Consider the following 12177-nt stretch of genomic DNA (forward strand, 5'->3'; position numbering starts at 1 on the left):
GTAAGATAAAGAAACACCAATAAAAATATCAGGGGCCCCATGCTTTCAATTCAAGTGTTTTCAACTCAAATTGTTAAATGCCAAGGTAGGCAAGCTAAGCAAGCTTTTCGTTTTATACCGCGAATGACCACGTTTATTCTGTGTATCATCACAAGCTTTTCATCATTTTCATATGCCGAAGGTGTGAATAAAGACACTGGTAATGAGGTGTTTTTTCAGTCTGAAGATATATTTAATTTGGAGTACGTGAGTGATTTAAGGGTGTCGCCCGATGGCAAGCAAGTCGCTTATGTTCGCCGTTCAAATGACATTATGACAGACAGCACACGCTCAAACATTTGGCTGGCGTCAGTGGATGGAAAGTCCCACCGCCCATTATTATCGTCAAAGAAAAGTTACTATTCTCCAAGGTGGTCGCCAGATGGTAAGCGATTAGCTTATTTGTCTAATGAAGAAGGTAAACCTCAACTTTATGTACGTTGGATGGATACGGGGCAAACTGCGCTGCTCACCAATGTTACGTCATCCCTTGGCAATATCACTTGGTCACCGAACGGTAAAAATATCGCATTTACCATGAGTGTTGATGTTGAAGAAAAGCCCTTTAAAGTCAATTTGCCTAAAAAGCCGAAGGGCGCAAAGTGGGCGCCTAAATTTGAGTACATTACTAAAGCGCGTTATCAAGCTGATGGTAAAGGCATTTTAGACCCAGCATATACGCATATATTTGTAGTTTCATCTGACGGTGGTACCGCTAGACAACTAACCTCTGGTAACTATCATCATAGAGGCGGTTTAAGTTTTTCTCCTGATTCGCAAAAAATATACTTCTCGGCTAATCGCAGTGACAATTGGGAGTATGAGCCGGTGGAATCCGATATCTTTACGGTGAATATGCAAGGTGCCATTGAGCAGCTTACTGACTTTAAAGGCACGGAATCTTCTCCGGTAGTATCACCTAATGGAAAGTATGTGGCCTACTCACGTCGTAGTGACGAGAAAGTCATGTATAAAAACCGCTATTTATACATCATGAATGCCGATGGTACTGAGCATAAAAACCTTACTGCTGATATCGACAATTCGGTGTCTAACTTTCAATGGAAAGGCAATAAAAGTATCTACTTTCAGCAGTCGGTACGCGGTCTTGCTGAAGTTGATGTCGTTACACTTTCTGGCAAGGTTAAATCTGTTGCTAAAGGTTTAGGGGGCACTACCTTAGGGCGTCCTTATGTATTTGGTATGTACCATGCTGCCGATAACGTAGTGGCTTATACCAAAGGGCGTGCCGATCGCCCCGCCGATGTGTTTGTTACCACACGTAGCGAACAACAATTGACGTTTTTGAACGAAGATGCGCTTGGCCATAAGCAACTTGGTGAAGTGAAAGAAATTGTGTATCGCTCATCAATTGATGATGAGGAAATTCAAGGCTGGTATATCTTGCCGCCTAATTACGATGAAACCAAAAAATACCCGCTTATTCTAGAAATCCATGGCGGACCAAACTTAGCTTACGGGCCTGTATTTACCGCTGAGTTGCAGCGTATGGCCGCTGAAGGGTATATCGTATTTTATGATAACCATCGCGGTAGTACAGGGTACGGCGAGCGCTTTGCGCTGTTACTGCAAGGTAAGTATAGCTCGAAGTACGACTTTGCCGATCATATGTCCGGCGTTGATGCCCTTATCGAAAAAGGTTTGGTCGACCCTGAACAGCTGTTTATTACAGGGGGCTCGGCAGGAGGAATAGCCTCAGCTTATGCTATAGGGTTAACCAACCGCTTCAAAGCTGCTGTTGTTGCAAAGCCCGTTATTAACTGGCTATCAAAAGTACTTACGGCTGACTCAGGGCTATATCAAATTCCTTTCCAGTTCCCCGCTAAACCGTGGGAAAACATCGCACATTACTGGGAGCGCTCACCGTTATCTTTAGTTGGGAATGTGACAACGCCTACCATGTTAATTACCGGTACAGAAGATAAGCGCACGCCGTCATCTGAAGCCGAGCAGTTTTACCAAGCCCTCAAACTTCAAAAAGTAGATACGGTATTAGTTAAAGTGCCTGGTTCTCCCCATGGCATTGCTTCTAAGCCTTCTCGAATGATAGGCAAGGTGGAGAATATATTGGCTTGGTTTAAGAAGTATTCTGCCGAGCAGAAATACGAGCAATAATTGATTTTATGTTGCTGTAAATTCTAAATCACTAAAAACGTAAAAAGGGAGCATTAATGCTCCCTTTTCTATTGCTCGCAAACCGGCTTATTTAATAGAAAGGGTTAAGTCTAACGCCTTCCAGTACGCACTTTCTCGAACTAAGTCGGCGGCTAGGATGGGTTTTTCTTCCAACCAATCTTTAGGAAAAGTAAGGCTTAAGCCGTTCTTATCTACATCAATTTCTATATCTGGCAAGAAGCCTTCTTGGCGTTTGATATTGAGCAGGGCGCCAATACGTAATAAAGCGATAAGCTTTTTAACGGCCGCTAACTCGTACAAATTAAAGTTGGGAAGATCGTTAGCCCGCACTTTCTTTCTATGAAAACGCACCAGGGTGGCCAATAATTCTTGTTGTTCTTGCGTAAACCCAGGCATATCTACGTTAGCGAGAATATAGGCACTGTGGCGCTGTACACCGCGCGAGTTAATTTGAATGCCTACTTCATGCAACAACGCCGCCCAACCCAACATACTTTTAAAGTCGTGGTGTTTAAGCTTCCACGCTTTTTCAGCATGGCTAAAGAGGTTAAGTGACGTGTTAAGTACAAGCGTAGCTTGCGCGGTATCAACATCGTAGCGAGTAGCTAAGCTGCTAGCTGTTCTGCCGCGTATATCGGCATGATGCAGCTCATCTTCCATCTGGTAAATCACGCCTTCGCGTAATGCGGCAGGGGAATAAACCAAAGTGTCTATTTCTAACGCTTTAAATACTGCCACTAATATAGCCAAGCCGCCGGCAATAACCACGCGTCTGTCTTCGGTTAAATCAGGGTAGTTAAGTTTGTCGATATGGCCCGCGCCAATAAATTGCTTCATTAGGTTACGCAGGCTCTTGAGCGTAACGGGTATATCGTGGTCGTTAGGCTTATCTTGTTGGCACAAAGTGAACAGCGAGCGGATCGTGCCGGATGTACCAATACATTGCACCCAGCCTAACTTGCGATACTTACCCTGAATAAATTCAAGCTCTTGTTCAGCCGCAGTAATAGCAAGATCGAAAGATTTGTTTTTTAATTCCCCATCAGGAAAGAAGCGTTTGGTGTAGCTCACGCAGCCCATTTGTAAACTGCGACAAATAAGTGGGTTGAAGCCCTCGCCAATCACAAATTCCGTTGAACCACCGCCGATATCCACCACTAACTGCTGACCATCTGCGTGATTCGTGTGTGCTACACCAGAGTATATCAAGCGGGCTTCTTCCACGCCGGAAATCACTTCTACGGGGTAAGGCAGAATATCTTTTGCAGCATTAATGAAGTGGTGGGCGTTTTTGGCTTTGCGTAGTGTGTGGGTAGCGACAATACGCACAGAGTCGGGTTCGAAACCACGTAGGCTTTCAGCTACAATACGTAGCATCTTTAAACCACGCTCCATAGCTTCGTCAGACAAAATATTGTCGTCGTCTAACCCCTCAGCTAGCCTTACCTTTTGTTTAACGCGATGCAGAATTTGAACAGACCCAGCAACAATACGCGCTACCACAAGGTGAAAGCTATTCGAGCCAATATCTAACGCGGCTACTTTATTAACCTCACGGCTTTCAACGGTATCAAAAACGGATTCATGCTGAGTCATCTAAGGTTTTATTTTCCTGCTTCTTTTTCTTCTTCTTTCACAAGATAGTCGTAAATCTCTATTTGTGAACGTAATTTCTTGCGATTGCCTCGAGCAACGTACTTGTTGCTTTGTTCCTTGTCAATCACTCTCGCTTTAAGCGTATCACGGAATTGTATATCCATAATATCGACAATGCGCTGTTGCAGGTTTTTATCGTAAATAGGGCAGCCTACTTCAATACGGTTGTCCATATTGCGGGTCATCCAGTCAGCAGAAGAGATAAACACTTTTCTCTCGCCGCCACCTTCAAATACCATCACCCTAGGGTGCTCTAAAAACCTATCGACAATAGAGATGATTTCGATGTTTTCACTAATGCCTTTTAAGCCAGGTATTATGGAACACATACCGCGAACAATACCGCGAATTTTCACCCCTGCTTGACTGGCCCGATACAAATCATCCATTAATTCCTTATCAACAAGGTTATTAATCTTAAAGGTAATTTGCGCAGGTCGGCCCTCTTTTAAATGCTGAATTTCTTGACGAATAAGTGACTGAATTCGGGTTCTCGCGTTTAACGGTGAAATCTGCAAATGCTGAAATTTATACCGGCGGAAAGGGTATTGAATAAGGTCAAATACCGCCACCGCTTCATTGGCCAATTCTTGGTTTCTGGTGAATAAACTGTAATCGGTATAGATTTTTGCGGTTTTTTCGTTGAAGTTACCTGTACCAAAATGCGCATAGTTAATCATCGCGCCACGTTCTTCGCGAGTGATCACGCAAAGCTTCGAGTGAATTTTTAAGGTTGGCACGCCTAGCACCACGCGAATACCCGCATCGGTCATGCGTTTAGACCATTCAATGTTGGCCTCTTCATCAAAGCGAGCGCGCAGTTCTACCACCACGGTCACCTTTTTACCGTTATCAACGGCATCAATGAGCGAGTTGATAATGCGAGAGTTACTGGCCACACGATAAATATTAATGCGAATGGCTTTTACGCTAGGGTCGAATGCTGCTTGGCGGACAAATTCGGTAACGTGCAAGAATCGATGATACGGGTAGTACAGCAGAATATCGTGGGCGGTAATGGCATCGAATACTGTATTAAATTTGGAAAAAGCATTGCTGTCGATAGCCGGCAGCGGAGCATGTTCTAAATATTCGCGGCCCACGTTTGGAAAGCCAATGAAGTCTTTAAAGTTACGATAGTGCCCTGCAGCATGCATGGTATCGAGTTTAGTTATACGTAAACGCTTACGTAAATCCTGCATCATATCTTCAGGCATATCGTTATCGTAAATAACCCGAACAGGCTCGGCAATTAAGCGCTGTTTCATGCTTTCAGACATTTTTTCTACATAACTTTCATCAATCTCGTCATTGATAGAGTATTCGGCGTCTCGGGTCATCTTGAATGAAAATGACTCGACTTCGTCAAATTTAACAAAGCCGCGGAAGATGTCTTCTAAGCAAAGCTGAATCATGTCATCGAGCATAATAATATGCTTTTTCTTTCGACTCTTTTCCGGCGGAATAAGCATAAAGCGAGACATTTCAGACGTAGGCACCTGAATAACCGCATAGCGCGTGTTGCGGTCTTTACGGCGTAGCGCGACATATAAATAAACAGATGTGCCATTTAAACGGCTTAACAAGTCCATTTTCTTGTCAATAATGATAGGGGCTATATGGCGAAGCACCTTATTGACGAAGAAGTTACGTACCCACTGCTTTTGATACTCGTTCAATTCATGCTTTTGCAGAATATGAATGTTGTAACGTGCGAGCGCTTTTAAAACGTCTTTGTGAATATGGTCGAACTTGTCGGAAAGCTGAACAACCTTTTGCTGAATAATCGCCATTAGCGCGGTTTGCTTTTCCGCTTCTTCTTCGTTGCCATCATTTTGGGCAATGGTTATTTGGCGTTTTACGTCGGCAGCACGAACACGATAAAATTCGTCAAGGTTGTTGGAGTAAATACCTAAAAAACGAATACGTTCTACTACAGGGTTGTTCTTATCTGCAGCTTCCTGCAAAACCCTTTCATTAAATGCTAACCAGCTAAGTTCTTTGGGATAATATAGGTCTGGGTTATCCATAATTTATCGTTTTTTCACTTCTTAAAATGGCCAAAGACTGACATCAGTCAATGACATTACTGTGACAACCCTTAGATATAATAGGGTTAATTCGTAGTCCTTTACCTCAACGAGGTGGTTTGAAACCTTTCTGAGTCGCTAGGGCCTTATTGCTTGGCCTGTATATCCACTACCAAGTCGTTCGACAACGATTCAAGGGCGTCTTGTAACGCATCGTCATCAAACCCTTCAGGCACCGCAATAACCGCATTGGCTTTGAATATTAAACTTCCCCAGTTAGGTGCGCTCTCGCAGCGTGATGAAAAGTTAAGAATGTTGAGGTTAAATTGGTTTAGCACCGAGGTTAACTCTTGCACTATGCCTGCTTTGTCGTTGCCCATTACATCAACGGTAAGTTGATTAGTTAATGAATTGGTTGATGTATTCACTGCCACAGACTGAACCGATAAATCGGAAATGGCATTTAGCGCGTCGACAAGTTTTTCGTTTTCGTCAGCGGGAACGTGTACTTCAACAAAGCCAGTAAACATACCTGCCATATGCGCAAAGCTGGAGCCTTGCCAATTACCTTTGTGTTTGTAAATGCACTTAGCTAGCGTATCAACCAAACCAGGTTTGTCTTTACCCATAATACTAATAATGAGCGATTGCATGAGAAACTCCTATTCCAGAATCTGTAGAAATACGTTTGCTACTGTGGTTTTACGGTAATACCATAAGTCACACTGAAAAAGCGCTACTGGTTAGTATTGCTAATAAACCTTGGTAACAACAGTGCTTAAGGCTGCTTACTTTAGGGCTTATTCACCGGAATTAATCCAAAAGTTTTCGCTTGCTATTAGCATAACAAAACTTACACTGCTCACCAGTGTAAATTACACCTGATAATATTATTAAATAAGAATGACTTCCTACAGCGATAGCATCCATAAAAAACGTCAGCGCAACGATAGGTGGGGGCGGTATATCGTCACCGGCTTTGGTGGGTTGGTATTGTTGACGCTGGTTATCTTAATTTCGCACCTTGTTAGTCAGGCTTTACCTCTAGCGTTAGTACCTAATATTGAGAAAGAGCACCAGCTTGCGTTACCCGAAGACAGCCACGTTGAAAATGCTGGAGATTTGCTTGGCGGTCAATTAGTGGTAACTAGCGGTGAGGATTGCCGTTTAAGCTTATATGGCTACAAAGACAATGGTATCGCTAAGCAGCACGACTATATTCGCCCTTGTGATCATCAATTGTCGACGACCTCTTTAATGGGCGAAAATGCAATTGTAGATATTTCTGCTGGCGGGCAAGTTCGGGTGGTGCCCGTCAGATCGTTAGCGTATCGCAGTGTGTTAATTGCAAATAATGCAGATCCTTTAGCTCAGTCTTCAAGACTAGCGTCATCATCAATATCTTTTGCACTGCCGGACAAGTATTGGTCAAAAACTTCATCTTGGCATTTGGCATTGTCATCTAAGTGGGCAGCAATTGCGCTATATACACCCTCGGGTGCTTATATTCGCTGGGTGAACCAGCTTAACCCCACGCAAATGATTGATAAGTTCTTTGCCAATGTTGATAAAGTACATTTGCTGCCCGGCGCACAAATGATGCTGGTAGAAAAAGAAGCAGGCGTGTTCCTTTTACGTCTTTTCGAGGATGAATCAGAGCTCTCGCTATTAGGGTCGTTCGAGAAATCCGGCCGTAATGACATTGCTATTTTATCTTTAGAGAAAGACAGAACGTTTTTCTTACAAGATGGCACCAACCAAGTTACTCGCTGGGTATTACATCGCGATGCGAACGTGCTCGATTTCATTGAAACCTACCAGTTCCTTTTGAACGCAAACGAACGGCTGATTGATATAAAAGAGCATGCCAGTATAAATGTAGTGGCAGCGCTTACCGATAAACAACGTCTACTATTTATAAACCGAGTATCAGGTGAAGTGGTTACGACGGTTGATTTACCAGAGCCTATGCAATCAATCTCTTGGTTTGGCAACCGTCTCTATGGCTATAACGATAATTCTATTTTCATTTGGCGGGCGAATAATTTAAGCGGTATTACTACGTGGCGGTCGCTATTTGCGCCGCAACATTATGAGGGATATACCGAAGCAGATACGGTGTGGCAAACCACAAACGCCACCGATTTCCAAGAAGCCAAGTTTAGCCTTACGCCGTTAATTATAGGTAGCTTGAAAGCGTCGCTACTGGCTTTATTTATTGCCATACCCGTAGCAATAGGTGCAGCGATATACACCGCTTTTTTTGCTAAAGAGCGACTTCGTCATGCGCTAAAGCCCGCCATCGAAATGTTAGAAGCTGTTCCCAGTGTGCTTATTGGTTTTATCGCGGCCATTTGGCTAGCCCCCATGGCCGAACAGTTTCTATTCTCTTTTGCTTTTTTTCTTATTGTTGTTCCATTTGTACTCATTGCCGTGGCCTTTGTTCAGCGCCCTGTTGCCGACCGCCTACCGGCTAAACTTCGACACGGTGCTGAATTGGGATTTGCTTTACTTGGCGTATTTATATTGGGTTTCATAAGTGTGGTATGGGCGCCAGAGTGGTTCTTTAGCGTAATTAATGTAGATGGTTTTGACATGCTAGCCGCTGAGTCTGATAGCCCTATAGGAAAAACGACAATAGTGGTGGCGATAGCCTTAGGTGTGGCAATTTCACCGAGTATTTACTCTATTGCTGAAGATGCCATTGGGGGCGTGCCCGATGAGTTAAAGCATGCATCATTTGCGTTGGGCGCCACGCGTCTTCAAACTCTTAAATATATAGTACTGCATGTTGCGTTTCCGGGCATTATGGCGGCGATTATGCTGGGTTTTGGTCGCGCGTTCGGGGAAACCATGATTGTGCTTATGGTGACGGGAAATACCCCAATATCTAGCTGGGGCTTAATTGAGGGCTTACGGGCATTAACGGCCAACTTAGCCATAGAATTACCCGAAGCCGATGTGTCATCTGCGCATTATCAAATTCTGTTCTTTACCGCTGGCATACTGTTTGTTTTCACGTTTGTTGTAAATACGATTGCTGAATTTACTCGTCAACGCTTACGCAGTAGATCTTATTATGAATAATATGTTCAATGGCTTTAACGCCGTTCATCGCCAGTCGCTAGTGATATCGTTAACGGCGTTTTTTACTAGCTTGCTGTTAATTGCTTTGGTGAGTGTGTTGTTCCTTATTACCTTTCGTGGTGGTGCGTATTTTTGGCCAGAGCCCATTTATGATGTGACTTATAAGGTTACCGGAGCCAATGAAAGTGCTAAACCCGAACATAAAATGTTCGCTCAGCTTTATATGGCTGATGAAGAAGAGCAAATATATCAAGTTCACTTTGCTGACGAGCAAAGCCCTTACGGCTCACAAATGCAGTTGGCCAGTACGGATATTATTAAAAAAGAACTTGCCTACGGTAGTGCCGAAATAAAAACAAAAGATGGTCGCTTTGTTTTGGGACAGCCAGAGTTTTTATCCACACCAGACAGCCGACGGGAAGACTTGTCGCTGTTTTCAGATATTCAAAACAGAGTATCGGCACTTAGTGCTCAAATCGAAAAAATTAGGAGCGAGCGACTATCGCCCATTCACGAATCTTTGGCATCATTAGATAGCAAAGGTGTTGATCAAAATGCACCGGCAAGACAGCGTTTAGAGACTCAGTTTGAACGCTGGCAGCATGAAGTTATTCATTTAGAGGAAGAGCGAGACGAGTACGAACTCAGCGTTACTTTTGCCAATGCGCAAGCGTACGCTATTCGGGTGTCGGAAATTAAAAGCGTCGATTATGTAAGCCAGCTTAGCTATTTTGAAAAATGGCAGGTGGCATTTAGTCGTATTGCTACCTTCCTTACTGATTCTCCGAAACAGGCGAATACGTCTGGCGGGGTATATCCCGCGCTATTTGGCACCGTGCTAATGGTATTTTTGATGACCATTATAGTGACGCCTTTTGGCGTACTTGCGGCTATTTATTTAAGCGAATACGCGCCAGATACGCCGTTTACCACTGCCATAAGAATAAGCGTTAGCAATATGGCGGGCGTACCTTCCATTGTTTATGGGGTTTTTGGTTTAGGCTTTTTTGTTTATACCTTGGGTGGCAATATAGATGCACTTTTCTTTGCTGATAAATTGCCAGCGCCCACTATGGGAACCCCAGGTGTGTTCTGGGCAAGTTTAACCATGGCTATCTTAACCTTGCCAGTCGTTATTGTTGCCACCGAAGAAGGCTTGCGGAGGGTACCAGAAGGGTTAAAACGGGGAAGTTATGCCCTTGGCGCCACTAAGGTAGAAACTATTGCTAAAACCATTCTTCCCATTGCGTCACCCGGAATAATGACAGGCGTTATATTGGCAATCGCTAGGGCGGCAGGCGAAGTCGCGCCCCTAATGCTGGTTGGCGCGGTGAAATTTGCTCCTACGCTACCTATAGATGGAGAATTTCCGTATCTGCATTTAGAACGGCAATTCATGCATTTGGGCGTACTTATTTATGATGGCGCTTTTCATAGTCATACTGATGCGAAGAATTCTTCAATGATGTTTGCCGCCTGCTTGCTACTGCTATTAGTGGTATTTGTATTGAATGTGCTGGCAGTTATACTAAGAACGCGGTTAAGAAAGCGCTATTTACAAGGGTAACCTTTTACATGCTGAAGTTGTTTGAACGCAATACGCTCAACGTGGCTGACATCACTGATGACACCTCGGCTATCGATGTGCGTAACCTTAATTTATGGTTTGGAAATAAGCATGTGCTTAACGACATTTCTATGCGTATTCCAAAAAACAAAATCACCGCATTAATCGGGCAAAGTGGGTGCGGGAAATCTACCTTGGTTAATTGCTTCAATAGGCTTAACGATTTGTACGATGGCTGCAAATACGAGGGTGAAATTAATATTGGTGGTCGCAACATCAATAGTAAAAAGGTGAACGTGTCGCGCCTGCGTACCCAAGTAGGTATGGTATTCCAGCGGCCTAATCCTTTTCCCATGAGTATTTACGATAACGTTTGTTACGGGCTTCGCCTACAAGGCATTAAAACTCGTCGCCACCTTGACGATGCGGTAGAAAGCGCATTAAAAGAAGCAGCGTTATGGGATGAAGTTAAAGACAGGTTGTTTGAGTCGGCAAATGCATTATCCGGTGGTCAGCAACAGCGCCTTGTTATTGCCAGAGCGCTAGCACTCAAACCTGATATTTTGTTGTTAGACGAGCCTACCTCAGCGCTAGACCCATTAACGACCTTATTTATTGAGGAGTTGATGGCTGAGCTTAAGAAGCGTTGTACCATCGTGATTGTTACCCACAATATGCAGCAAGCCTCTCGAGTTTCAGATTACACGGCGTTCTTTCATCAGGGGCGATTAGTTGAATATGCAGACAGCGATTCGTTATTCACTATGCCAGAGAAGAAACAGACTGAAGATTATATTACTGGCCGCTACGGCTAATTAACAAAATCAGCAGTAGCGAATAGGAGCCATACAATGCGTCAGGTTGCACTGAATACCCATATTTCCGGAACCTTTAATATTGAGTTGGAAAATTTAAGAAACTCGGTGTTAACCATGGGCGGCGAAGTCGAACAGCAATTACTCGATACCTTAAAAGCACTTAAATTAAATCACCCTGGCTTAGCAGAAAAAGTGGTGTTGAATGACCTTAAGATTAACTCTATGGAAATTCAGATAGATGAAGAATGTATTCGGATTATTGCCAAGCGCCATCCTACCGCGAGCGATCTGCGCTTAATCATGACCATTTCGAAAGCCATCACCGACATTGAAAGAATGGGCGACGAAATAGAACGTATTGCTAAGCTGGTTACTCGAAATAAATTACCCAGTTCTGACACTATCAAAAGCAGCATGTTGTTAATTGGCGAACGTGTAGCGGCGATGATGCGGGGCACATTCGATGCCTTTGCGCGTCAGGACGAAAGCGCAGCCTTGGCGGTATATAAACAAGACAACCGAATAGACAGCGAATATAAGCGGTTGCTTACCTACACCACCACAGAAATGGAAAAAACCACTGAAGATATGCAAGACTGGCTAGATGTGTTGTGGGCCATGCGTTCCTTAGAGCGTATTGGAGACCGGTGCAAAAACGTGTGCGAATACGTGGTTTATTTAACCAGAGGGACAGATGTAAGGCATACGCCGCTAGAAAACATTCAACAAAAGTTAGAAGATTTGAGTTAAAAAATGCTCAAAAACTGTCACAAAACCGCAATACTTGCCCAAATTATCATCGTATGAATTTAATTCCGTTGCG

Annotated in this window: 8 protein-coding genes; 5 read left to right on the forward strand and 3 right to left on the reverse strand. The window is 43.7% G+C overall.

The window, feature by feature from the left end:
• The first annotated feature begins 39 nt into the window (after positions 1–39).
• Complete coding sequence (locus ALT761_RS03820; protein ID WP_232043529.1) at positions 40–2175, forward strand: alpha/beta hydrolase family protein; 2136 nt, start codon at positions 40–42, stop codon at positions 2173–2175.
• 87 nt (positions 2176–2262) lie between these two features.
• Here ALT761_RS03820 and ppx read toward each other — a convergent pair whose 3' ends face one another.
• The 3 genes from ppx to ALT761_RS03835 all read right to left on the reverse strand — a co-directional run bounded on the left by ppx (position 2263) and on the right by ALT761_RS03835 (position 6535).
• Entirely contained in the window at positions 2263–3792 is a 1530-nt protein-coding gene (gene ppx, locus ALT761_RS03825; RefSeq protein WP_129736655.1) for an exopolyphosphatase, read from the reverse strand.
• Between the two features lie 8 nt (positions 3793–3800).
• Positions 3801–5882 (reverse strand): polyphosphate kinase 1, encoded by a 2082-nt coding sequence (ppk1, locus tag ALT761_RS03830; RefSeq protein ID WP_129736657.1) that lies wholly within the window; start codon positions 5880–5882, stop codon positions 3801–3803.
• A gap of 146 nt (positions 5883–6028) precedes the next feature.
• Positions 6029–6535 carry a glycine cleavage system protein R gene (locus ALT761_RS03835; RefSeq protein WP_129736659.1) on the reverse strand — a complete coding sequence of 169 codons (507 nt, stop codon included), beginning with the start codon at positions 6533–6535 and terminating at the stop codon, positions 6029–6031.
• A 250-nt stretch (positions 6536–6785) separates the two neighbouring features.
• On the opposite strand from ALT761_RS03835, the gene ALT761_RS03840 reads away from it, so the two are divergent.
• Genes ALT761_RS03840 through phoU form a run of 4 tightly spaced genes read left to right on the forward strand, consistent with a single transcriptional unit; the run spans position 6786 to position 12104 of the window.
• Positions 6786–8969, forward strand: a complete 2184-nt coding sequence (locus ALT761_RS03840) for an ABC transporter permease subunit (RefSeq protein ID WP_129736661.1) — start codon at positions 6786–6788, stop codon at positions 8967–8969.
• Positions 8959–10536 carry a phosphate ABC transporter permease PstA gene (gene pstA, locus ALT761_RS03845; protein WP_442858141.1) on the forward strand — a complete coding sequence of 526 codons (1578 nt, stop codon included), beginning with the start codon at positions 8959–8961 and terminating at the stop codon, positions 10534–10536. The genes ALT761_RS03840 and pstA overlap by 11 nt, the downstream gene beginning before the upstream one ends.
• A gap of 8 nt (positions 10537–10544) precedes the next feature.
• Positions 10545–11351 carry a phosphate ABC transporter ATP-binding protein PstB gene (gene pstB, locus ALT761_RS03850; RefSeq protein ID WP_129736665.1) on the forward strand — a complete coding sequence of 269 codons (807 nt, stop codon included), beginning with the start codon at positions 10545–10547 and terminating at the stop codon, positions 11349–11351.
• 36 nt (positions 11352–11387) lie between these two features.
• On the forward strand, positions 11388–12104 hold the full coding sequence (gene phoU, locus ALT761_RS03855; RefSeq protein ID WP_129736667.1) for a phosphate signaling complex protein PhoU: 717 nt from the start codon (positions 11388–11390) through the stop codon (positions 12102–12104).
• The last annotated feature ends 73 nt before the right edge of the window (positions 12105–12177 follow it).

The sequence above is a fragment of the Alteromonas sp. 76-1 genome (genome assembly GCF_900654235.1).
Lineage (GTDB): Bacteria > Pseudomonadota > Gammaproteobacteria > Enterobacterales > Alteromonadaceae > Alteromonas > Alteromonas naphthalenivorans.

Excerpts from the sequence above, each read along its gene's own strand:
- ALT761_RS03820 (WP_232043529.1), top strand. The coding sequence starts at position 40 with ATGCTTTCAATTCAAGTGTTTTCAACTCAAATTGTTAAATGCCAAGGT.
- ppx (WP_129736655.1), bottom strand. The coding sequence starts at position 3,792 with ATGACTCAGCATGAATCCGTTTTTGATACCGTTGAAAGCCGTGAGGTT.
- ppk1 (WP_129736657.1), bottom strand. The coding sequence starts at position 5,882 with ATGGATAACCCAGACCTATATTATCCCAAAGAACTTAGCTGGTTAGCA.
- ALT761_RS03835 (WP_129736659.1), bottom strand. The coding sequence starts at position 6,535 with ATGCAATCGCTCATTATTAGTATTATGGGTAAAGACAAACCTGGTTTG.
- ALT761_RS03840 (WP_129736661.1), top strand. The coding sequence starts at position 6,786 with ATGACTTCCTACAGCGATAGCATCCATAAAAAACGTCAGCGCAACGAT.
- pstB (WP_129736665.1), top strand. The coding sequence starts at position 10,545 with ATGCTGAAGTTGTTTGAACGCAATACGCTCAACGTGGCTGACATCACT.
- phoU (WP_129736667.1), top strand. The coding sequence starts at position 11,388 with ATGCGTCAGGTTGCACTGAATACCCATATTTCCGGAACCTTTAATATT.